Annotated in this window: 23 protein-coding genes; 9 read left to right on the top strand and 14 right to left on the bottom strand. The window is 60.1% G+C overall.

The genetic code is table 11. The annotated features are described in order from the left end of the window. Positions 1 to 4: 4 nt before the first annotated feature. Genes ACK6D9_RS06915 through ACK6D9_RS06890 form a run of 6 tightly spaced genes read right to left on the bottom strand, consistent with a single transcriptional unit; the run spans position 5 to position 5,450 of the window. Positions 5 to 1,096 carry an imelysin family protein gene (locus tag ACK6D9_RS06915; protein ID WP_412051118.1) on the bottom strand — a complete coding sequence of 364 codons (1,092 nt, stop codon included), beginning with the start codon at positions 1,094 to 1,096 and terminating at the stop codon, positions 5 to 7. 2 nt (positions 1,097 to 1,098) lie between these two features. Then, positions 1,099 to 2,745 (bottom strand): di-heme oxidoredictase family protein, encoded by a 1,647-nt coding sequence (locus ACK6D9_RS06910; RefSeq protein ID WP_412051117.1) that lies wholly within the window; start codon positions 2,743 to 2,745, stop codon positions 1,099 to 1,101. A 19-nt stretch (positions 2,746 to 2,764) separates the two neighbouring features. Beyond that, positions 2,765 to 3,247 carry a bacterioferritin gene (bfr, locus tag ACK6D9_RS06905; protein ID WP_412051116.1) on the bottom strand — a complete coding sequence of 161 codons (483 nt, stop codon included), beginning with the start codon at positions 3,245 to 3,247 and terminating at the stop codon, positions 2,765 to 2,767. A 45-nt stretch (positions 3,248 to 3,292) separates the two neighbouring features. Then, positions 3,293 to 3,610 carry a bacterioferritin-associated ferredoxin gene (locus tag ACK6D9_RS06900; RefSeq protein WP_412051115.1) on the bottom strand — a complete coding sequence of 106 codons (318 nt, stop codon included), beginning with the start codon at positions 3,608 to 3,610 and terminating at the stop codon, positions 3,293 to 3,295. A gap of 7 nt (positions 3,611 to 3,617) precedes the next feature. Beyond that, complete coding sequence (locus ACK6D9_RS06895) at positions 3,618 to 4,892, bottom strand: imelysin family protein (RefSeq protein ID WP_412051114.1); 1,275 nt, start codon at positions 4,890 to 4,892, stop codon at positions 3,618 to 3,620. Between the two features lie 33 nt (positions 4,893 to 4,925). Next, a complete protein-coding gene (locus tag ACK6D9_RS06890; protein ID WP_322987728.1) occupies positions 4,926 to 5,450 on the bottom strand; it encodes a hypothetical protein in 525 nt (174 codons plus the stop codon). A gap of 429 nt (positions 5,451 to 5,879) precedes the next feature. On the opposite strand from ACK6D9_RS06890, the gene ACK6D9_RS06885 reads away from it, so the two are divergent. From ACK6D9_RS06885 to ACK6D9_RS06865, 5 genes are all read left to right on the top strand, one after another. Then, positions 5,880 to 7,223, top strand: coding sequence for a substrate-binding protein (locus ACK6D9_RS06885; RefSeq protein WP_412051113.1), 1,344 nt, complete (start codon positions 5,880 to 5,882; stop codon positions 7,221 to 7,223). 109 nt (positions 7,224 to 7,332) lie between these two features. Next, positions 7,333 to 8,364: a branched-chain amino acid ABC transporter permease gene (locus ACK6D9_RS06880; RefSeq protein ID WP_322987730.1), complete on the top strand. Its 1,032-nt coding sequence runs from the start codon at positions 7,333 to 7,335 to the stop codon at positions 8,362 to 8,364. A gap of 3 nt (positions 8,365 to 8,367) precedes the next feature. Further along, positions 8,368 to 9,579, top strand: coding sequence for a branched-chain amino acid ABC transporter permease (locus tag ACK6D9_RS06875; protein WP_322987731.1), 1,212 nt, complete (start codon positions 8,368 to 8,370; stop codon positions 9,577 to 9,579). A gap of 18 nt (positions 9,580 to 9,597) precedes the next feature. After that, complete coding sequence (locus tag ACK6D9_RS06870) at positions 9,598 to 10,356, top strand: ABC transporter ATP-binding protein (RefSeq protein ID WP_322987732.1); 759 nt, start codon at positions 9,598 to 9,600, stop codon at positions 10,354 to 10,356. Continuing rightward, positions 10,353 to 11,141 (top strand): ABC transporter ATP-binding protein, encoded by a 789-nt coding sequence (locus ACK6D9_RS06865; RefSeq protein WP_412051112.1) that lies wholly within the window; start codon positions 10,353 to 10,355, stop codon positions 11,139 to 11,141. Before ACK6D9_RS06870 ends, ACK6D9_RS06865 begins: the two co-directional genes overlap by 4 nt. An 86-nt stretch (positions 11,142 to 11,227) precedes the next feature. Here ACK6D9_RS06865 and ACK6D9_RS06860 read toward each other — a convergent pair whose 3' ends face one another. The 7 genes from ACK6D9_RS06860 to ACK6D9_RS06830 all read right to left on the bottom strand — a co-directional run bounded on the left by ACK6D9_RS06860 (position 11,228) and on the right by ACK6D9_RS06830 (position 16,649). Further along, the gene (locus ACK6D9_RS06860; protein WP_412051111.1) at positions 11,228 to 13,036 is read right to left on the bottom strand and encodes an SLC13 family permease; all 1,809 of its coding nucleotides are present in this window, start codon (positions 13,034 to 13,036) and stop codon (positions 11,228 to 11,230) included. A 126-nt stretch (positions 13,037 to 13,162) separates the two neighbouring features. Next, a complete protein-coding gene (locus ACK6D9_RS06855) occupies positions 13,163 to 13,381 on the bottom strand; it encodes a hypothetical protein (RefSeq protein WP_322987735.1) in 219 nt (72 codons plus the stop codon). 113 nt (positions 13,382 to 13,494) lie between these two features. Continuing rightward, complete coding sequence (locus ACK6D9_RS06850) at positions 13,495 to 13,749, bottom strand: hypothetical protein (protein WP_322987736.1); 255 nt, start codon at positions 13,747 to 13,749, stop codon at positions 13,495 to 13,497. Beyond that, positions 13,746 to 14,369: a NifU N-terminal domain-containing protein gene (locus tag ACK6D9_RS06845; RefSeq protein WP_412051110.1), complete on the bottom strand. Its 624-nt coding sequence runs from the start codon at positions 14,367 to 14,369 to the stop codon at positions 13,746 to 13,748. The genes ACK6D9_RS06850 and ACK6D9_RS06845 overlap by 4 nt, the downstream gene beginning before the upstream one ends. 52 nt (positions 14,370 to 14,421) lie before the next feature. Then, positions 14,422 to 14,967 carry a DUF2249 domain-containing protein gene (locus tag ACK6D9_RS06840; protein ID WP_322987738.1) on the bottom strand — a complete coding sequence of 182 codons (546 nt, stop codon included), beginning with the start codon at positions 14,965 to 14,967 and terminating at the stop codon, positions 14,422 to 14,424. Between the two features lie 18 nt (positions 14,968 to 14,985). Next, positions 14,986 to 16,392, bottom strand: coding sequence for a hypothetical protein (locus ACK6D9_RS06835; RefSeq protein ID WP_412051109.1), 1,407 nt, complete (start codon positions 16,390 to 16,392; stop codon positions 14,986 to 14,988). A gap of 11 nt (positions 16,393 to 16,403) precedes the next feature. Beyond that, positions 16,404 to 16,649 carry a DUF2249 domain-containing protein gene (locus ACK6D9_RS06830; protein WP_322987740.1) on the bottom strand — a complete coding sequence of 82 codons (246 nt, stop codon included), beginning with the start codon at positions 16,647 to 16,649 and terminating at the stop codon, positions 16,404 to 16,406. Positions 16,650 to 16,942: 293 nt separating this feature from the next. Here ACK6D9_RS06830 and ACK6D9_RS06825 point away from each other — a divergent pair, with 293 nt between their 5' ends. From ACK6D9_RS06825 to ACK6D9_RS06810, 4 genes are all read left to right on the top strand, one after another. After that, complete coding sequence (locus tag ACK6D9_RS06825; protein WP_322987741.1) at positions 16,943 to 17,530, top strand: hypothetical protein; 588 nt, start codon at positions 16,943 to 16,945, stop codon at positions 17,528 to 17,530. Beyond that, entirely contained in the window at positions 17,527 to 17,751 is a 225-nt protein-coding gene (locus tag ACK6D9_RS06820) for a hypothetical protein (RefSeq protein WP_322987742.1), read from the top strand. The genes ACK6D9_RS06825 and ACK6D9_RS06820 overlap by 4 nt, the downstream gene beginning before the upstream one ends. 45 nt (positions 17,752 to 17,796) lie before the next feature. After that, entirely contained in the window at positions 17,797 to 17,961 is a 165-nt protein-coding gene (locus ACK6D9_RS06815; RefSeq protein WP_412051108.1) for a hypothetical protein, read from the top strand. A 214-nt stretch (positions 17,962 to 18,175) separates the two neighbouring features. Further along, positions 18,176 to 18,646: an RrF2 family transcriptional regulator gene (locus ACK6D9_RS06810; protein ID WP_412051107.1), complete on the top strand. Its 471-nt coding sequence runs from the start codon at positions 18,176 to 18,178 to the stop codon at positions 18,644 to 18,646. A gap of 398 nt (positions 18,647 to 19,044) precedes the next feature. Here the strand turns inward: ACK6D9_RS06810 and ACK6D9_RS06805 are convergent, their stop codons facing one another. After that, entirely contained in the window at positions 19,045 to 19,797 is a 753-nt protein-coding gene (locus tag ACK6D9_RS06805) for an SDR family oxidoreductase (protein ID WP_412051106.1), read from the bottom strand. Positions 19,798 to 20,120 lie beyond the last annotated feature (323 nt).

Genomic DNA, 20,120 nt, shown 5'->3' with positions numbered 1-20,120 from the left:
GAGCTCAATCGCCGTCTCCAAAGGAAAAGCCGGTCGACAGGCCCGCGGCCTGAGCGAAATCCTGGTCGAGGCGATCAATGATGATGCGGATGGCGTAGCCGAGATAGGCCAGCTTGTTGCGCGTCTGCCGGTCAGCGAGCATGTCTGCAAGGGGCGCATCGAGGCTTTCGGCGGTGCGGATAGCCTGGGTAAATTCAAACCGGATGGTGTTGCCCAAACGGCCATTCGGGTCGACTGCGGCGGTTTCAAGCGTGCTGGCATTGAACAGCGCCTCAAGTCCTTTAAGATTGGCGCTGATGGACACCATGGTCATGTCGGCACGCCACAGCGGCGCCAATTTGGGACGGTCGCGATGCTTGTCGCTGCTGTCGAGAAAGGCGCCGAGCCGGGTATCGCGGATGGCTTCAAGACCGTGGATCAGGGTACCAAGCAATAGGTTCAGCGCTTCGCGGTCACTGCGAAACAACGGATTTTGCGCGTCCGGCGCGACGAAAATCCGCGAAAGCGAGGTGTCGGCGCCCCACCCCCGGGTGAGGTCTCCGGCCATGGTCGAAAGGTTTGATGCAGCGGCGCGGGCATAGCCGCACCGATGACTCGCGGTTGCAGTGGCAAGCGCCTCGCTGCCGGTTCCAAACAGGATGTACTCAAGTGCGCCGAGCCCCTGCATGGCAACACTGTTGGCGGCCAGTGCCGCGGCATCGGTGACGCCCTCGTCCTTGCCGGCAATTGCCGCCTGCACCTGCTTTCGGCCGGTACCCTTGCGGTCGGGAAAGAAGTAGATCCGCTCCAGCCGGTTCTCCGACATCACCGGACCAATCCGCAGCCACTCGACCTGCGCCCATCGGCCAGCCACATCGCGAAACGCGCTGCGGGCGGCCGCGAGCGTCGCCTCTGAAGGTGCATCGCAGAGCGTCTCGACGGTTGTTTCAAGGGCAACCGCGGCCTGTCCGAACGCCGCATATTGGGGGCGGATGTAATCAACAAGCGTGTGTTCGAGCACCGATCGGATCGATGCCGGCGACGGTGCGCTGCTTACCGCAAGCACCGGGCTGGCCCAGGTCAGGGCGGCGAGCATCAGAATTTGACGACGTTTCATGATCACAGACTTTCCAGAAATTTAATAAGGGCCTGACGCTCGGATTCCGCCAACGCGGCAAACCCGTCACGGGCCGTTTTCGCCTCGCCACCGTGCCAGAGAATGGCCTCGGTCAGGTTGCGGGCGCGGCCGTCGTGCAGAAAGAAGGTGTGATCGTTGACGATCTTCGTCAGGCCGGTGCCCCAGAGCGGCGGTGTGCGCCACTCGGTGCCACTGGCGCGGCCGACCTGTTGACCATCGGCCAGCCCTTCGCCCATGTCGTGCAGCAGGAAATCCGAATAGGGCCAAATCAGCTGAAACCGGTGCGCCGGGTTTTCCGCCTTGCGCGACGTGACATATTTTGGCCGGTGGCAGGCGGCACAGCCTAAGGAATAAAACACCTCTTTGCCTGCCAACACTTCAGGATCATCGACATCGCGGCGGGCAGGCGCCGCCAGGTTCTGGGAATAGAACGTTATCAGATCCATTACCGGATCAGGCGCTTCGGTGTCGCCGAGATTGGCCTGGACGCCGACAGGGAGTGACAGGCATTCCGTCTGGGCCGGTGTGCAGTCGCCGTGCGGGTTGGGCGCGTCGGGCGAGGAGACGCCAATATCGCCATTGAGCGCATCGGCCGCCTGCTGGCGAACCGTTGCCTTCTGCGCTTTCCAGCCGAAGCGGCCGATTTCGATCTTGCCGGTTACGGGGTCGCGGGTGAGCGCCAGACGGCCGGAAATTCCGTCGCCATCGCGGTCGTCAGGGTCGGCCTGATTGACCAGATCGGCTGGATGGATGGCCTCGACCAGACCGACGCCGGTCATTGGTGGCGTCATGCGCGGCGACAGCGTCGTCTGAGGATCAAGTGGTCCATAGCCAAGATCAGTGACGCTGTAGTCAGGCTTGCGCAGCGAGACGCGGGTTCCATCAGCCAGGGTAACCGGCTGTTCCTGATAGTCGATCACCATCCGACCCTCGGCTTGCAAGCCCGGCACGGCCAGATCCTGGAACTGGCCGCCATAGACCGGGTCAGGCACCGAGGCGATCAGGTAGTCTTCGAGCGCCTTGCGCTGCGCGTCGGTTTCGGGCGGGCGCGCCAGACGCAGGAACATCGAGGTGGCATCGGCTGCGCCTTCGGGCGGGTGACCGCGGCCATCCTTGATATGACAACTCTGACAGGCCCGGCCATTGAACAGCGGGCCGAGGCCATCGGAGGCGAGTGTCGAGGAGGGTGAGGAAACCCAGAGCTTGCGAAACAGAGCATTACCGAGCTTGAAGGTCTCTTCTTCCTCGAATGTCAGGTTGGCGTTGAAATGCGACAACGCATCGCGATTGATCAGCTTGGTCGAGGTGCCGGCGCCGCCCTGCATCAGCTCGAACTGTTCGGCTGCAGCAAATGAACTGGTGGGCTCGACAATGCGCGCGACCCGGGCGCGATCCTTTGCGCTCAGGTCGTCGCGGGTGTCGGGCAGCCCCGCCAGCGGGTCGGCATGGGCGGTGATGGCTGTAGTCAGCCCCAGGCCGACCGCCACGCAAAAGCCGAAAACACGACGCCGGAGGCCCGGTCCCGCCGGATAGATCCGACTGAGGCCCGGTTTGTGGCCTGGGCCTGACACTGCAGAAAACTGCAAGCGGGAAGTCCCATAGCCACGCGGCATCGTATTCATCGTCATGTGCTTGCTACTCTTTCACTCAGCTTTCATCGGCAGCCGACGCATTCAGCTGTCCGTATTTCTGATCACCCAGCGCTGTCAGCAGCTCGATTTGCGTTTCGAGGAAATCAATATGACCTTCCTCGTCGGCAATCAGCTGCTCAAACAGGTTCTTGCTGACAAAGTCGCCTTCCGCCTCGCAGACATTCCGCGACTTTGTGTAGGCGTTCCAGGCATCCTTCTCGCCGGCAAGGTCGGCTTCAAGCACTTCCCTGATGTTCTGGCCGATCCTGAGCGGCGCCAAGGTCTGCAGGTTTGGAAATCCCTGCAGGAAAATGATGCGTTCGACAATCTTGTCGGCATGCTGCATCTCTTCAATGCTTTCAGCGCGCTCCTTGGCAGCCAGCTTGGTGTAGCCCCAATCCTCCAGCAATCGGTAATGCAGCCAGTACTGGTTTACTGCGCCGAGCTCGAGAAAGAGGGCTTCATTGAGGCAGTCGATGACCTTCTGACTTCGTTTCATGTTCATGTCCGTCCCTGATTGTGAAAACGCTCCTTTTTTTGCACATCAGGCGGCGGTCAGCGATTGTTTTTTCACTGCACGCGCTTGCCTGGTAGCGTCCATGCGAAGACGCTGGTCCGCAATCCGGCTCAAAAGGTCGATGACCTGCGCTTGCGGGCTCTCCATGGCCGCGTGGTAACGTTCCGTGGTCTCGACAATGATATCGATGACATTGGGGAAGCAGCCGCAGCATTTGCCGCGTTTTTGCATGGCATGAAACACCTTGCCCGGCGTAATGAGCTGCCACGGGTCAAGCTCGAGGAAGCCGGTGACGGCTTCCTCGATGTCTGCCTTGCCAATAAAGTTGCAACTGCAAACGATCATGGCTGTCTCACTGGAACACGGCGTTGGGGCTGTCGAGGCTGTCCGACCCCTCCAGTTCTATCGAACCGAGATCGAGTGCCGCGATGACCCGCTCGATTGACCGGGTCTGCTTGATCAGCCCGTCGATGCCGGCCTGCACGGCGGCATTGCCTTCGGTATTGCCGATGGCGATCATCTGGTCATAGGCCTCCACCGTTTCGGCGCGTTTGGCCATGGCTTCCATCGCCGCCACGGTGGCGTCAAGATCAGCCGAGAGTTCGCCGGCAATCGCCGGATCCTTTGCTGCGACCAGATCGGCAAGCGCCGGGCCGCTCAGCACCGTGCCGTCCACCCGGGTGTAGGTGCCATTATAGACATTGCGGATGCCGACAGCGTCATAGAGATGCGAATTGTGCGTGTTGTCGGAAAAGCAGTCATGCTCTTCTTCCGGATCGCCAAGCAGCAGGCCGAGCTTCATCCGCTCGCCGGCTAGCTCGCCATAGGACAACGATCCCATACCGGTAAGAATGGTGGAAAGCCCGGTCGAGACTTCGCCCTGTTCAAGTGCCGCCCGCGCCTGGCCGTCTGCCTTCCAGTTTTCGGCCATCTCCTCAAGGTCCATGACCAGCAGGTCGGTGACGGCGTGAAGGTAGTCGCGGCGGCGCTCGCAATGATCGTTGCTGCAGTTGGTCAGGCTGTAATCGGTGGCAGGACGGTTGCCTGCGCCCGGGCCATTGCCGTTGAGGTCCTGGCCCCAGAGCAGGAATTCGATGGCGTGGTAGCCGGAAGCGACATTGGCTTCGATACCACCCGCTTCCTGCAGCGTGCTGGAGATCAGATCCGGGGTGATGACGCTGGCATCGATGGTCTGGCCGTTGATCTCGATTGAGGGATTGGCAATGACATTGGCGGTGAACAGCGTGTTCTCGTCACTTTCGGAACCGTAGCTGGAATCGACATAATCGATCAGGCCCTCATCAAGCGGCCAGGCGTTGACCCGTCCTTCCCAGTCATCGACGATGGCGTTGCCAAAGCGGTAGACCTCGGTCTGCTGGTAAGGCACGCGGGCTGCGAGCCAGGCTTGCCGCGCGGCTTCCAAGGTCGCCTCATCGGGGTTCTCCAGAAGCTCTTCAACTGCCTCATCAAGGGCTTTCGCGGTTGCCAGCGCGTCCTCGTATTTGGCTTGCGCGATATCAGCGTATTGGACAATGACCGCTTCAGGCGTGACGTCAGCCCGAGCGACCGAGGTCAGGGCGCTTGAGGCAAGCAGGCCAACGGCGAGGAAATGCGCGATTTTTGTCATCGTCTGGGTTACTCCTGTAAAAACAAAGTGGAATCAGTGAAGTGAACCGCTGGAACCCGGCCCGTGGGGCGCGGCGCGGAAGTCGATATCGGCGAGGGCGGCAAAGGGAATCGGCGCGAGACGCTGGTTCTGGCCAAGCAGCACCGCTGCATAGGCGCCGGCGTGGTCAATCACCTCGGCGCAAGCATTCGAACAGCTCAGCATCTTGGCGGCCGCGACCAATGTGTTCTCGTCGCCGTGTTGGGCGCCGGCGATCATGCCGAGCATCAGGCATTCATCCCGGCACAGGTGCCCGGCGCCCGGCTTGTAGAAGCGCAAGGGACAGCGGGCGCAAACGCCAAGCTGGCCGATCAGCGCTGACAGTGCATCAAGTGCGATCTGCCCCTCGACAGCACCAAGCGCTTCGGCATGGGCCTGCCAGGCCACATCCCAATAGCGCCGATCCTTTTCGACCAGACCGGCAATCCAGTTGCGATAACCATTGACGACGAGGTTTTCCGGCCCCTGCCGGAGGTAGGCCGCCGCCGGGCATTCATCGCACCCATCTGCTTTCCACATCGTCATTCCGTGTCCGCCATTCTTAACATGAGAATTTCGGTAAGGTATCTCAAAAGTGGAGTCAAACCGTATAGTTTAAAACGATTCCAAACTGGACCTGACCACGCCCGAATCGGGCACCGCCGCCAGGGACGGAACTTCAGGGCAGGATCAACCTGTCACCATGCGTCTGCGCGCATGCGGCGCCTGAAATTCGGGCACCTCAGCAGATCCGGACATCTTCACCCGGCATCCGGCGCGGCCTAACGGCCCGCATTTGCCGCGAGGCCGCGGCAACATTCACACTGCGAGACCCAAAGAAATTTTGCGTGAATATACAATAGTCGAATGGTGTCTGACCGAAGGCCATGTTTGTCTTGATGCAGCTAATTCATTTAGCGAAGTGGCGAAGCTGGGAGGCTTTGCCCGTTCCACATCAGGGAGGATTTCATGTCAAAGTTCCAAGTGAATCGCCGTACGCTTATAAAGTCAGGTGCGGCGATAGGTGCCGGCCTCGCGTTGCCGACGATTTTCACTAGTTCCGCCAATGCCTATCTGAACGAGCCAAAGGGCGGCTCGGTAGTTTTCGGCTTCAACGTTCCGCAGACCGGTCCGTATGCCGACGAAGGCGCCGACGAGCTTCGCGCCTACCAGCTCGCCGTCGAGCATCTCAACGGCGAAGGTGATGGCGGCATGATCAGCACCTTCTCTTCGAACGCGCTCAAGGGCAATGGCGTGCTCGGCAAGAAAGTAGAGTACGTCTCCGGCGACACCCAGACCAAGTCCGACGCTGCGCGTGCATCTGCCAAATCAATGATTGAAAAAGACGGCGCCATCATGATCACCGGTGGATCATCATCCGGTGTGGCCGTCGCCGTTCAGGGCCTCTGCCAGGAAGCCGGCATCATCTTCATGGCCGGCCTGACCCACTCCAACGACACCACCGGCAAGGACAAGAAGGCCAATGGCTTCCGCCATTTCTTCAACGCCTACATGTCGGGTGCTGCTCTGGCACCGGTGCTGGCGAAGAACTACGGCCCGGACCGCAAGGCCTATCACCTGACAGCCGACTACACCTGGGGCTGGACCCAGCAGGAATCGATCCAGGCAGCAACCGAGGGCGTGGGCTGGGAAACAGTCAACAACGTTCTCACCCCGCTGGCGACCACGGACTTCTCGTCCTATATCGCTCCGGTGCTCAACTCCGGCGCAGACGTGCTGATCTTGAACCACTACGGCGGCAACATGGTCAACTCGCTGACCAATGCGGTTCAGTTCGGCCTGCGCGACAAGATGGTCAACGGCAAGCAGTTCGAAATCGTGGTTCCGCTCTACTCCGAGCTGATGGCCAAGGGTGCAGGCCCGAACATCAAGGGCGTGTTCGGCTCGACCAACTGGTCTTGGACGCTGCAGGACGAAGGCACCAAGGCATTCGTCAAGTCGTTCGGCGAAAAGTACGGCTTCCCGCCATCCAACGCTGCCCAGACCTGCTACGCTCAGGCGCTGCTTTATGCTGACGCCGCCGAGCGTGCTGGAACCTTTGATCCCTGCGGCATTGCCGAATCGCTCGAAGGCTTCGAATTCGATGGCCTCGGCAATGGTCCGACCCTTTACCGCAAGGACGACCACCAGTGCTTCAAGGACGTGCTGGTCATGAAGGGCAAGGAAGATCCGACCAACGAGTATGATGCGCTGGAAATCGTCGAAGTTACTCCGCGCGCCCAGGTCGAGTACGCACCCGATCACCCGATGTTTGCCGGCGGCGACCTCGGGAAGTGCAATTCGGGCGCCTAAGGCCTGAAATAATGCATGAACGTTGTCGCGCTGGTCATCGCACCAGCGCGGCAACTTTATCTACCAGGCAAAATTTACGCTTATCACGCCTCAATGATCGGTTGGGACCATGGACGCAATTATCCTTCAATTACTGAACGGGCTCGACAAAGGCAGCGCCTATGCGCTGATCGCGCTCGGGCTAACCCTCATTTTCGGAACGCTTGGCGTGGTCAATTTCGCGCACGGCGCGATGTTCATGATTGGTGCTTTTTGCGCGGTTACGATGCAGAAGATACTGGGCATCTCGACCATCACGCTGGACCCCGAAAAACTGGATTTTCTAGGCAAGCCGCTGCAGATCAAGACGCCCATCGTCGAATCATTGTTTGGCAAGGGAATTGGCGATTCGATCATCAACTGGTCAGTGCCATTGTCGATCCTGCTAGCGATCCCGGTGATGCTGGTGCTTGGCTACATCATGGAACGCGGCCTGATCAAGCACTTCTACAAACGCCCCCACGCCGACCAGATTCTGGTGACGTTTGGCTTGGCCATCGTGCTTCAGGAAGTCGTCAAGTATTTCTACGGCGCCAATCCGATCCCGACGGCAGCCCCGGATATGTTCCGAGGATCAATCGATTTCGGCGTGCTGATCGGATTTGCCGAAAACGCCATCATCTATCCGGCATGGCGGCTGGTCTATTTTCTGTTCTCGATGGCGATCGTCGGGGCAGTCTTCGCATTCCTGCGGTTCACGACGTTCGGTATGGTGGTCCGCGCTGGCATGGCCGATCGTGAAACCGTCGGCCTGCTCGGCATCAATATCGACAAGCGTTTTACCATCATGTTCGGCATAGCGGCCGCGGTTGCCGGTCTCGCCGGTGTCATGTACGCGCCGATCAACTCGCCCAACTATCACATGGGGATGGACTTCCTGGTCCTGTCCTTCGTCGTGGTTGTTGTCGGCGGCATGGGGTCGCTCCCGGGTGCAGTGCTCGCCGGCTTCCTGCTTGGCATTCTGGAGAGCTTCGCTTCCATGAACGAGGTCAAGTCAGTGATCCCCGGCATCGACCAAATCATCATTTATCTGGTTGCAATCATCATCCTTTTGACCCGTCCCCGCGGTCTCATGGGGCGCAAAGGCGTGATGGAGGAATAAGACATGCTGGGACTGAGTAAGAAAGACACTACATTTCTCCTGATCGTCATATTTCTGACCTTGGCGACGCCGATTTTGCTGCAACCGTTCCCCGAGGGATCGGCGATGGCGCAGTTCAATGCCGGGTATCCGGATCTGATGCAGCGTTTCGCGATCTACGGGATCTTTGCGATCGGCTTCAACATCCTGTTCGGCCTGACCGGTTACCTCTCCTTCGGCCATGCGGCGTTTCTGGGGGTCGGTTCCTACTCCGTCGTCTGGATGTACAAGCTTCTGAGCTACAATGTTTTGCCGGGCCTCGTCCTTGCCGTCATCACTTCCGCGTTGTTCGCGCTTTTCATCGGCTACATTTCACTGCGCCGCTCGGGTATCTATTTTTCGATCCTGACACTGGCCTTTGCGCAGATGTCGTTCAACCTGGCCTATTCGGTGCTGACGCCGCTGACCAATGGTGAAACCGGTCTGCAGGTCTATACCGACGATCCGCAGATCCTGATGGATGCAGCCAGCCCGAACAGCCCGCATTTCTTCGGCATTCTCATGATAGAGAGCACCAAGGTAAATATCGGCGGCTGGCAGTTCACCTTCAACAACGGCTATTATTTCTGCGCCATCATCGCGATCATCGTGTTCTACCTGTCGCTGAGGATCTTCCGTTCGCCGTTCGGCACCATGTTGCGCGCGATCAAGACCAACCAGACCCGGATGAATTACACAGGTCTCAACCCGCGTCCCTATACGCTCGCCGCGTTCGTGATCTCGGGCATGTATGCCGGACTTGCCGGTGGTCTGCTGGCCTCGATGGACCCGCTTGCCGGGGCCGAGCGCATGCAATGGACGGCATCAGGCGAGGTTGTTCTGATGACCATCCTCGGCGGCGCCGGAACCTTGATGGGGCCGGTTCTGGGGGCAGGCTTCATCAAGTATTTCGAGAACATCTTCTCGAAGATCAACGACAACATCCTGCACAGCTGGTTCTCTGCCCTTCCTGACGGGGTCGAAGATGCGATCGTCTTCATGGTCCATCCGTTTATCGGCAAGGGCTGGTCGCTGACGCTGGGCCTGCTGTTCATGATGGTCGTGATCTTCCTGCCCGGCGGGCTGATCGAAGGCGGAACCCGGATCTGGAACGCGATTACCGGCAAGAACAGGAAAAGCAACAAGCCCGGCAAGGATGGCAAACATCATCCGAAGCCGACGGCGCACGTTAACTGATCTGCGGAGATATCAGATATGGGAATTCTCGAAGTCTCTAATGTCAACAAGCGGTTCGGCGGCCTTCAGGCCCTCGGCGATGTCAATCTGGATATTGCCGAAGGCACCGTTCATGCGATCATCGGGCCCAACGGCGCCGGCAAATCGACATTGCTCAATGTTCTGGTTGGCAAGCTGATACCGGATACGGGAACGGTCATGTTCAATGGCCAGTCCGTGCTCGGGCGCAAGCCCTACGAGATCAACCAGATGGGGATTTCCCGTGTCTTCCAGACACCGGAAATCTTTGGCGATCTCACCGTGATAGAGAACATGCTGATTCCGTGCTTTGCCAAGCGCGACGGTGCCTTCCGGCTGCATGCACTGAAGTCGATTGCATCCGAAGCAGACATCATCGACAAGGCTGAACACATGCTTTCGGATGTCGACATGATCGACAAGCGCGGCATGACGGCAAGCTCGTTGTCGCGCGGCGACAAGCGACGCCTGGAGATGGCCATGTGCCTTGTCCAGGAACCGAAGCTGCTGCTACTCGATGAGCCGACGGCCGGCATGGCGCGCGCCGACACCAACAACACGATCGAATTGCTCAACCAGATCCACGAACGCCGCGACATCACCATGGTGATCATCGAGCACGACATGCATGTGGTGTTCTCGCTGGCCAAGCGGATCACGGTTTTGGCGCAAGGGTCGCCACTCGTCGAGGATACCCCTGAGAACATCAAGGGCCATCCGAAAGTCAAAGAAGCCTACCTTGGAGAGGCCGCAGCATGAGCCAGATCGAACTCATCAAGGGTGGCGCAGAGATCGACCGCCCGGATTTTTCAAAGAACGCCAACCAGGCCGCCACTGCCCCGGCGTTCCTGGCTGTCCACGACATTCATGCCTATTACGGCGAGAGCTACATCGTCCAGGGCGTCAGTTTCAACGTCCACGAAGGCGAAATCCTGGCTCTGCTTGGCCGTAATGGCGCCGGAAAAACCTCGACGCTGCGCGCCATCGCCCAGATCGGCTCACCGCAAATGACCAGCGGCGAAGTCTGGCTTGACCACCAGGCGCTGCATCTGATGAGCTCCCACGAGGCATCGCGTGCAGGCTTGTCGCTGGTTCCCGAAGACCGCCGGATCATCGCCGGTCTGACGGTCGAGGAAAACATCCAGCTTGCCCAGATCGCACCGCCGATTGGCTGGTCGCTGGAACGGATCTATGAGTTGTTCCCGCGGCTGGGCGAGCGTCGCAAACAGGAGGGCATCACCTTGTCGGGTGGTGAGCAGCAGATGCTGGCGATCGGACGGGCGCTTGCCCGCGACATCAAGGTGCTGCTTCTCGACGAGCCTTACGAAGGGCTGGCCCCGGTGATTGTCGACGAGATCGAAAAGACCCTCAATATCATCAAGGAACAGGGCATCACGACGATCCTTGTGGAACAAAACGCGGTGCGGGCGCTCAAGCTTGCCGACCGCGCGGTCATCCTCGAATCCGGTGAGGTTGTCTTCGACGGCACTGCCGATGAAGTGCTCCACAACGAGCAACTGCGGCACGATTACCTGGCTATTTAAAGGCCCTGCCCTTCAAGCCGGCGGTGTCGCCGCCTCAATGACAACGAACGGGCCGTGCCTTGAATGGGCGCGGCCCGTTTTTGTCCTCAGCGCATGGCAAAGAACCAGATCGACAAGCAGGACGCGAGACCTACCACCACATTCATGACCAGCCCCAGCTTCAGGAAATCGGAAAACCTGTAACCGCCTGCGGCATAGACGATTGTGTTGGTCTGATAGCCGATGGGGGTCGCAAAGCTCGCCGAAGCGCCGAGCATGACGGTATAGACCAGCGGCTTAGGATCCATGCCGATCGAGGCTGCCAAGCTGATTGCCACTGGCGTGAGAATCACGGCCACGGCATTATTCGACACCATTTCGGTCAGCAGCGACGTCAAGGCGTAGAGCACAAAGATGACCACTAGCGGCGATGCATCGCTGAGATAGGGCGAGACCATGCCCACCAGCGTGGTGATGACACCGGTGTTTTCCAACCCCTGGCCAATCGCCAGCATGGCGAAAATCAGTACCAGTATCGACCCGTCAATTGAATTCCAGGCGTCCTCGGCCTCAACGCAACGGGTCAGCAGGATGACGCCGACGCCGAGCAGTGCCAGCGTCACCAGAGGCGCGATATTGAGGATCGACAACCCCACCACAAGCGCCATCGTGAAGATTGCCAGATTGGCGCGGTGACGCTTGTAGGGCCTCAGCCTGGGTCTCGTCGCGGCAACAAAACTTTCCGAATGTAGGATCGAGGACAGATCACCGGAGCGGCCGTCGAGCAGCACCCGATCACCAGGCCGCAGCCGCACACCGGCGAGTTCCGGACCGGGGTTGTGACCGCGGCGGGATATCCCGACAACACCGACACCTTTTTCGAACCAGTTGAGGTCGCTCACCCGACGGCCGCTGCTGCGGGCATCGCCTGCATAGACAGCCTCGACTATCTCGCTGCTAGCCCCCTCGCGCGGTTCAAGCCGCTGCTTGTAATACCCCACCTGGTAGCGCGGATGCTCGCGAAGCGTCAGCAACTCGGACTGGTTGGCCTGGAAGACGACAAGATCCTGCCTGGTCAGCAATAGATCCGGATCGGGCTTCAATCGCTCGCTTCCACGCAGCACGGACAGCACCCGGGTGCGGGACAGCGCGGTAAAATCTGACAGCGGCCGGTCACCGCCCTCAGCATCCTTTTCATGTTCGCCCGAATATCTGATCCGCGCCTCCGACATGAACTCGATTGCCTCGTCGTCGAGGGTTTCATTGGCGGACGCGCGCGTGGGCAGCAGCAGCGGCCCCAGGAAGAACAGCGTGACCGAGCCGACGACCAGCGCAGACAGGCCGAACGGCAGGATTTCAAGCATCCGCATCGGCTCCATACCCGCCTGCTGCGCCACGCCATCAATGAGCAGATTGGTGGATGTCCCGATCAAGGTCAGCGTGCCGCCGAGAATCGACATGTAGGAAAGCGGGATCAGAACCCGGCTCGAGGCGATCTTCAGCGATTGCGCCATCTTGATGACAATGGGAATGAGAACCAGCACCAGCGGCGTGTTGTTCATCAGGCCCGAGGCAATCGCCGCTCCCAGCAACAACAAGATGAGCGCGCTGACGCCACGCCTTTCCGCCAGTTTGACGAAATAGGAAGAAGCCGCGTCGAGCACGCCAGTGCTCACCAAGGCCGATGACAGGATGAACATGGCCGCGATGGTGATCGGCGCCGGGTTGGAAAACACCTGCAGGACTTCATCGGTCGAAACGTAGCCCATCAACAGAAAGCCTGCAGCCCCCGCGGTTGCGACTGCCGCCGGCGGCAGTTTTTCAAACAGGAATCCCAGGAACACCAGTGCCAAGATGAGGGTGGAGATCAGGCCCGAGGTTTCCGACAGGAACACCCAGAAAGAGACTTGTGACATGCAGATTCCCCGAGGGTGCCGGCGCCTGCGCGACCGCTTGACTAATTATGCAAGATCATTTGCTGAGACCCGCAATCATGGCGCGGAACCAGAGCGCGACGACCGGAAAGGCCGCGTGGATTGGGCTCAGGTGATGTGGGCCTGGCGGTCGGCCCGCAGTCTGGGCGCAATTTTCCAGGCTACGAACGGCGTCAGCGCAAATGCAACGACGACAACCAGGGGAATGAGATAGGGCGCCCAGGCTTCAAGAGCCGGCACCGACAGCACCACCACGATGCCGACACCGAACAATACGGCGTTGACCATGCCGGATATGACCCATGAAATGGCGGTACGTTTTTGCATTTTTGCTCTCCCGGATTGATCTTTCGAAATCCGGCAGACCAACGCGGATGCGCGGGTAAAGTTCCCGTCTGGCTGCGACGAGAACGTTCTCAAAGGGCTTAGCTGGAACGGGGCTACCGACCCGGTGGTGTTGCCACGGTGCCGACCTCTGGCGCGCGGCGGGCGAGGCGATGAAGCAGCGCGTTGAGCTTGCCCCAGCCGCGCGGATCAGAATGGCGCAGGCCGGCGCACGCCTGTCCGGCAAGCCGGCAGGCAGCGTCGACCTGCCCCGCAGAGGCCAGAGCCTCGAGGCTTTTGACAAGAAGCAGAACCAGCCCGGCCTGATCGAGCGCGGACGCTTCGTCGTGCGAGGTGTCGGTATCGCTCATTGATCAATCCCGAAATGCAGCTTGGCCTCCGGGCTCATCATTTCCGGAGTCCATGGCGGCTCATAGGTCAGGTCCACCTCAACCCCGGTGACACCCTCGACCGCACCGGCGCGTTCATGCACGCCCTGCTTGAGATAGTTCGTGGCCGGGCATCCGGGCGTGGTCGTGGTCATGGCCACAAACGTCACCCCGTCGGCGCCGGGTGCAACGTCATAGATCAGACCGAGATCGACGATGTTGTAGCCGAGTTCCGGGTCGATTACCTGGCGCAGGGATGTCAGGATCTCGGCGACAAGTTCGCTGGTCTCGCCGGCATTGCCGCCCGGTTCTTTTCTCACCGGGCGCATCACCGGCACATCCGACATGAAATGCTCCATGATGGTGCCCAGCATTGCCGGCTTCAGGTGCTGCCAGTCGCCGCCATTCTTGGTGATGATGAGGTAGTCAAAACCGAAAGTGATCGCGGCCACCTCCGGAATATCGAAAAGACGCTGCGCCAGCGGCGACACCGCGGCTTCCTCCCGGTTGGCAAACTCGATCGTGCCGGAGGGATAGACCTCCTTGCCGGGGAAGAACTTGAGGCGCGATGCGTCTGGCATTGGTTCGGTCTGAATAAACATCGTTCAAATCTCCATGAAGGCAGGGACACGGAAGCAAAACGCGCAAGTGCCGCTATGCCGCGTCTTCGCTGTTGTGGAGCACGCGGATCAGTACCTTGTAGGTCGTGCCATCGGGCTCGAAGCCGCCGCGCCATTGATGTCCGCGCTTTTCAAGTTCTGGAAACAGGAACATCGGCTCGCGGCACAGCAATGCGGACAGGACCTGACCGTGCTGCATGGTTTCGATCGCGGCCAGAACCCTCACCATCGGCTCTGGCGGTTCCAGATCGCGATTGTCGAGTTGCTGCTCGGGTTCCGGCCACTGGCCGCCATCCGCTTCTGCCGCAGCTGCAGCAGGCGCCGGTGTCGGGGTTTCCGCTTCAACCGCCAGTCCTGGGGTGAACAGCACTTCCCAGTCACCCTCGCCTATTTCCGTGGCTTCATGGGTGAAGCCCTTTGACTTCATGACGTGAAACAGCGGGATAGGCTGGAAGGTTGCCAGCAACCGCAAGCCCTGGTCGGGGCCAAGCGCGGCCATTGCTTTCATGATGAGATCAAACGGTTCTCCGCCGTCCTTGAGGATCGGGCGGACGTCGAGATCGACAAATGTCGTGGTCATCAGATTACTCCTTTGATTTCAATTCGAGGGAGAACGGGAAAACAGCAGATGCGGTCGGTGCACCGCATCTGGTGCATCCGGCTCGCTGGAACGAGTTTTCACGTCCGAAAGAAGACGGGTTTGGACGAATTCGCTGACAACCCCGATGGTCGCCGCGAGCATCGCTGCGACGGCGACACGGAACGCGATCGGTTGCGAAATCAGAAGAGCCAAGGTGCCGAGCCAGACCGCCAGGAAATACAACAGGAACCACTTGCGGGCACGGCTCTCGACCACCAAGTCCTGCACCCTGGGTGTCGTCATCCGCCCAAGCACCGGGCCGTAACATTCGAGCCAGGTGAGAAACGCCACGATCTTGTAGAGCTTGGCGAGACCGAGACCCGACAACCAACCAAAAGCGAGAAGAAACACCACCGCACCGACGCCATCGTTGAACCTGCCGAGGGCAGTAAGTGCGATGGCCAGGACAACGGCTGCGGCAAGCGAGGCCAGCGCAAAAATCGCCATGCGGCTGTTGAGCTCGATAAAGCGACGCTTGCGCGCGCGATAGAGATGGATGATGTCGGCCCCGTAGAGAACAAGCGAGACCAGCGCGAGGATGCCGCCTGCAAGAAGCGGAATGAGCAGGCTGGCGCCGGTCAACACCGCACCGAGCCCGACCGCCACGACCGCCACCAGGGCGGCGATGGCAAATGCCAGGACCAGCTTCGGCCGCGCACCGCCAAGTTCCGGCGCGAGCATGAACATTGCCAGCAGCCGGTAGCTCACGCCCACGGCCGTCACTGTCAGCCAGCCACCGATACCGGCTGCGATATGCAACGGAAGCGCTGCGCTGGCGATGGCGAGCATCGGTTCTGAATTCGTCTGCTGGCCCAGCACGGTTACGAAAATCACACCGAATGCGACCGTCAACGCAAGCGAGACCAGGCCGGTGGCGACAAAACGCGCAGGCAGTGGCAGCGGCCGTGCCGGCCACAATGTACGTCCGAGATTCCACAGCACCACGGCAAAACCGGCACTGAGAATGATGCCGGCCAGCGGCAGCATCGACGGCAGCGCAGTCAGCCTGCCGGTTAGCTGCACGAAGCCGACCAACAGCAAGCCAAGGCCGGCCAGCACCAGCAGCAGGGCGGGCAAGGGCAGTGTATCGCTGTATAGACGCCGCGCGATCAACACCGGTGCAAACTGGAACAGTGCGCCGCACATCAGCAGGCTGAGCCAGCCAATGGTGGTGACATGGACCAGGATCAGTGTCTCGGGTGCGCGCAGCCCCGCGGTTGGATAGCCAAAGCCAGCCACCATCATGATCTCTGCAGCGACCAGCGCCGAAAGAGCTGCAAAAAAATAGGACATCGTCCAACGGGACAGTGTGACACCGAGCATCATGTTTTCCTTGGGAATGACGCCAGATCCGGCTGGCGCCATTCCGGGCGCCTTCAGGCAGCCTTTTCGATCTTGCCGATTGCGACGCGCCAGGCCTCGGGGCCCTGCTCGCGGTATTCCCATGAGAATTCGCCCGGATATTCAGCTTCAAGCTGGTAGTAGAGCGGCTTGGGATCATGATCGTTGATCAGCTCGAACGATTTGCCCGGTGCGAGCGCATGGACGAGCTGGAAGATCTTGGCGTGGCGTTGTGCGGGGACGAGGCTGCGCAGGTCGACAGCGTCTGTGGCTTCGGTCATTTCTGATTTCCTTCTGTTCAAGATCAAGTGCGAACGCGCGGTTACGCGCCCGGCGACCCCGGAGGGAGGCTGCGGCGCCCGACACCTGGTCCCTAGACCGGGCTGACACGCCGATGGCATCTTCGGTCGGGCAGTCGTCCCGGTCGCGTCAGCCATGCCGCAATGTTCTCGTTTAAAGATACATTGTCAATATATCTTTTATGGGTTAGAACAGTGCAGACCTTCCGAAGGGAAAGCCGGGCCCGCGAAATCGCGGGCATAGTTGTCATTGTGGCGTGGAGACGGAGCGAGCGATGGAGATCATGGAAATCGGGGATTTACGGGCTGTCGACCCTGCCGGATGCGGGCTTGATGCGCTGGCGCAACGCGCGACCGGACTTGATCTCGGCAACGGCGGAGCGCCCCCTGACATCGACATTTTGCCGCAGCCGACTGCGATCGGGCTCGGTTTGGGACTGGACACGCTGACGCGCGCTGTTGTCGCTTCTTTTCGGGCCAACAGCCACATCACCAACGTGATGACGCATATCTCCGGCGCGCGCTGGGATCACATAGAAGACGCGCTGCGCGTGATCCTCGATCGCGGCGCGCGACCGTTGCAACTGTCCAGGCTCGAAGCCAATATCGTTGATCTGATTTGCGCCGAACGCGGCGTAACAGGACGCATGCTCAAGCCGTATTTCCATTCGGTGCTTTGCAGGCTTTTGCCTCCCGCCGCCGCCGCCAGTCTGCAGGCCCATATCATGAGGCTGCACGAATCCGTGCTGTCTGGCGCGAATGCAGCGGTTACCCCGTTTGCGGACGCTGATGCGACCGGGGCAGCGAGTCTCGGAGTTTTGCGCTACACTGGCAAATCCGAAGAGCAGGGAGACGTCCGGTGAACCGGCCGCCCGACCATTCGCGCCAGCTTTCCGGGGCCGCAGAGCAAGAAACCGGGACCAACCTCGAAGCGCTTGTCCGCGATGACTATGACCGCTTGCGTACTGACGATTCGTTTGACGATCTGAAACACCGGGCCAGATTCTCGAAAGAGGACAGGTGCCTTTACCAGGACTGGATGCGCGTCGCTGCCCAGCGGGCAGCAACCAGACAATTGCCGTAATTGCCGTCAGCCGATCAACCCATGCAGCCACGAAGGAACCAAGCCATGCAAGAACAAGCCATCCAGAAACACGAGGACGAGCCCAAATCAGCAGAACAGCAAGTCTACAAAACCCGCGACATCGACCAGGACAACACGCTTTTGCCGATGCTGATCGGCGGGCTTGTGGCGGTGGTGATCGGTGCGATCGTGGTGATGGTTTTCGTATGAGCGCGGGTGCGGAGCGGCCAGACCAGGCTGCCCGCTTTGGCTCTTGCAACCGGACCTGGCACGGGGCCTGATCGATGGGCCGTGACCGGGGCCCTGCGCCGGCGCGGCTCTGGCGGGCGCGCATCAATGCGTCTATGGGTCGAGCCAATAGGCAGGATCAGACCCGTCGCGGGCCCCGACCCAGACGCGATGGCCAACCGTACCAGGGAATCTCATGAAACTGACCACTTTCTCAGACTATGCGTTGCGGGTTCTGATGTATGCGGGAGCTGCGGGCGAACGGCTGGTGACCATCGAGGAAACGGCCAAGGCCTACCGGGTATCCCAGGCCCACCTGATGAAAGTCGTCAACATGCTGACCAAGGCCGGTTATCTGCGCGGCGTTCGCGGCCGCTCCGGCGGGTTTACGCTGGCCCGGCCTGCCGAGCAGATAAACCTCGGCGCGGTGATGCGGGCCACCGAGGTGGACTTCGCGCTGGTCGAATGTCTGACACCGGCCAATCAGTGCATCATTTCCGGCTGCTGCAGATTGCCCCGTCTGATGCACCAGGCGCTCGATGCCTTCATGGCCACGTTTGATCAATACACGCTTGCCGACATCATGCTGTCGCAGCAAGATTTTGGCCTGTCAGCCGCGCTGGAGGACAAAAACCGCGCGCCGGTTTCGTCAGATGCGCGCGAATAACCTCTGACAATTTCTGCCTGACCAACATTACCGGTTCTTGTGCTTTCCACGACGGCTGCCGAAGCAGCCAACGCCCTAAGGCCCGAGGTTACCAATAGATCATCGCGCCGCCCGAACGGATATTCCTTGATGCGAGACGGAAACGGGCAAAAAACGTTTTTGCAAAACCACGGCAGCAACCTGGCATTTTCGATGCATCTGGCTATTTACCCGCAATCCGAACCACCCGCCGGAGATGGCGAAGGAGAGGCCGCGCCAGCAAGCCCGGACTGCAACGATGCGCTGAGTCCGGTGTGTTTGCTGAATGGCTCGAAGCTCCCCGTGGTACGGCGGGTGCCGCAAAAATGGAGGACGAGCCATAGCCCGCGCGCCCTATCAGCACGATGCGCGGATGTATCTCAGAGCGAGGCGGTGATGCCGCCGTCGACATAGAGCACGTGTCCGTTAACGAAGGAGGACGCGACCGAAGACAGGAAAATGCAGGCGCCGACAAGTTCGTCGACCTTGCCCCAGCGGCCGGCCGGCGTGCGCTTTTCGAGCCAGGTGGTGAAGTCGGCATCGGCAACCAGCGCGGCGTTCAGTGGCGTGTCGAAATAGCCCGGCGCAATGGCATTGCATTGCAGGCCGTATTTGGCCCAATCGGTCGCCATCCCCTTGGTGAGGTTGCCGACTGCCCCCTTGGTCGCGGTATAGGGAGCGATGCCGGGGCGGGCGAGTGCAGTCTGGACGCTGGCAATATTGATGACCTTGCCCGCACCGCGCTTGATCATGTGACGGGCGACGGCCTGGCCGACATTGAAGACGCTCGAGATGTTGGTCTTGAGCAGTTGCTCGAAGGCATCGGCCGGAAACTCCTCCAGCGGGGCCCGGTGCTGCATCCCGGCATTATTGACGAGAATGTCAATTGCCCCGGTCTCGGCTTCGAAGGTATCGACCGCCTTGCGCACGACCTCATGATCGGTGGCGTCAAAGGCCAGCAGATGTTTTGCCCCAAGGCTTTGCGCGGCCTTCAGCTTGGCCTCGTCACGGCCGTTCAAGATGATATCGGCGCCGGCAGCAGCGAGGCCATGGGCCAGGGCCAGGCCGATTCCCTGTGAGGAGCCGGTCACAAGAGCGCGCTTGCCTGTCAGGTTGAAGAGGTCGGTGGACATGGTTTCTCCCAGAGCAATTTACTCTTCTCTACCAGATAAAGGCGACTTGGGTCTTTATCGTTTGCCCCTTGGGGCTGGCCAATAGGGAGACGCTCGCACGCCCGGCAGGGTCAGCCTATGGGTAATCAGGGGGTAGACGTCGATTCGGCCGCTCTGCGTCTGCAGGTTCGCGGGGGCAGATTCCACCTCAAAGCGGAACCAGCACCCGAGGTCCAGTTGCTGGACTTCGAACGGCATCAAGCGGACACATCGGCCCTCGCCCAGGTACCAGATGTGTGCGGTGCGGTGGGTTCACCAACTTCGCTTTGGCAAAAACCAGCCCA

The sequence above is a fragment of the Hoeflea sp. Naph1 genome (genome assembly GCF_046837775.1).
GTDB lineage: Bacteria > Pseudomonadota > Alphaproteobacteria > Rhizobiales > Rhizobiaceae > Hoeflea.
The sequence above is the reverse complement of the archived record's forward strand: the minus strand, read 5'-3'. Positions and strand labels throughout refer to the sequence as shown.

What these genes read in the sequence shown, in the direction of transcription:
- ACK6D9_RS06805 (WP_412051106.1), bottom strand. Translation starts at nt 19,797, where the DNA reads ATGTCCACCGACCTCTTCAACCTGACAGGCAAGCGCGCTCTTGTGACC.
- bfr (WP_412051116.1), bottom strand. Translation starts at nt 3,247, where the DNA reads ATGAAACGAAGTCAGAAGGTCATCGACTGCCTCAATGAAGCCCTCTTT.
- ACK6D9_RS06910 (WP_412051117.1), bottom strand. Translation starts at nt 2,745, where the DNA reads ATGACGATGAATACGATGCCGCGTGGCTATGGGACTTCCCGCTTGCAG.
- ACK6D9_RS06830 (WP_322987740.1), bottom strand. Translation starts at nt 16,649, where the DNA reads ATGACCGAAGCCACAGACGCTGTCGACCTGCGCAGCCTCGTCCCCGCA.
- ACK6D9_RS06855 (WP_322987735.1), bottom strand. Translation starts at nt 13,381, where the DNA reads ATGCAAAAACGTACCGCCATTTCATGGGTCATATCCGGCATGGTCAAC.
- ACK6D9_RS06815 (WP_412051108.1), top strand. Translation starts at nt 17,797, where the DNA reads ATGCAAGAACAAGCCATCCAGAAACACGAGGACGAGCCCAAATCAGCA.
- ACK6D9_RS06875 (WP_322987731.1), top strand. Translation starts at nt 8,368, where the DNA reads ATGCTGGGACTGAGTAAGAAAGACACTACATTTCTCCTGATCGTCATA.
- ACK6D9_RS06880 (WP_322987730.1), top strand. Translation starts at nt 7,333, where the DNA reads ATGGACGCAATTATCCTTCAATTACTGAACGGGCTCGACAAAGGCAGC.
- ACK6D9_RS06845 (WP_412051110.1), bottom strand. Translation starts at nt 14,369, where the DNA reads ATGTTTATTCAGACCGAACCAATGCCAGACGCATCGCGCCTCAAGTTC.
- ACK6D9_RS06900 (WP_412051115.1), bottom strand. Translation starts at nt 3,610, where the DNA reads ATGATCGTTTGCAGTTGCAACTTTATTGGCAAGGCAGACATCGAGGAA.
- ACK6D9_RS06860 (WP_412051111.1), bottom strand. Translation starts at nt 13,036, where the DNA reads ATGTCACAAGTCTCTTTCTGGGTGTTCCTGTCGGAAACCTCGGGCCTG.
- ACK6D9_RS06825 (WP_322987741.1), top strand. Translation starts at nt 16,943, where the DNA reads ATGGAGATCATGGAAATCGGGGATTTACGGGCTGTCGACCCTGCCGGA.
- ACK6D9_RS06870 (WP_322987732.1), top strand. Translation starts at nt 9,598, where the DNA reads ATGGGAATTCTCGAAGTCTCTAATGTCAACAAGCGGTTCGGCGGCCTT.
- ACK6D9_RS06895 (WP_412051114.1), bottom strand. Translation starts at nt 4,892, where the DNA reads ATGACAAAAATCGCGCATTTCCTCGCCGTTGGCCTGCTTGCCTCAAGC.
- ACK6D9_RS06890 (WP_322987728.1), bottom strand. Translation starts at nt 5,450, where the DNA reads ATGTGGAAAGCAGATGGGTGCGATGAATGCCCGGCGGCGGCCTACCTC.
- ACK6D9_RS06840 (WP_322987738.1), bottom strand. Translation starts at nt 14,967, where the DNA reads ATGACCACGACATTTGTCGATCTCGACGTCCGCCCGATCCTCAAGGAC.
- ACK6D9_RS06885 (WP_412051113.1), top strand. Translation starts at nt 5,880, where the DNA reads ATGTCAAAGTTCCAAGTGAATCGCCGTACGCTTATAAAGTCAGGTGCG.
- ACK6D9_RS06850 (WP_322987736.1), bottom strand. Translation starts at nt 13,749, where the DNA reads ATGAGCGATACCGACACCTCGCACGACGAAGCGTCCGCGCTCGATCAG.
- ACK6D9_RS06915 (WP_412051118.1), bottom strand. Translation starts at nt 1,096, where the DNA reads ATGAAACGTCGTCAAATTCTGATGCTCGCCGCCCTGACCTGGGCCAGC.
- ACK6D9_RS06835 (WP_412051109.1), bottom strand. Translation starts at nt 16,392, where the DNA reads ATGGCGCCAGCCGGATCTGGCGTCATTCCCAAGGAAAACATGATGCTC.
- ACK6D9_RS06865 (WP_412051112.1), top strand. Translation starts at nt 10,353, where the DNA reads ATGAGCCAGATCGAACTCATCAAGGGTGGCGCAGAGATCGACCGCCCG.
- ACK6D9_RS06810 (WP_412051107.1), top strand. Translation starts at nt 18,176, where the DNA reads ATGAAACTGACCACTTTCTCAGACTATGCGTTGCGGGTTCTGATGTAT.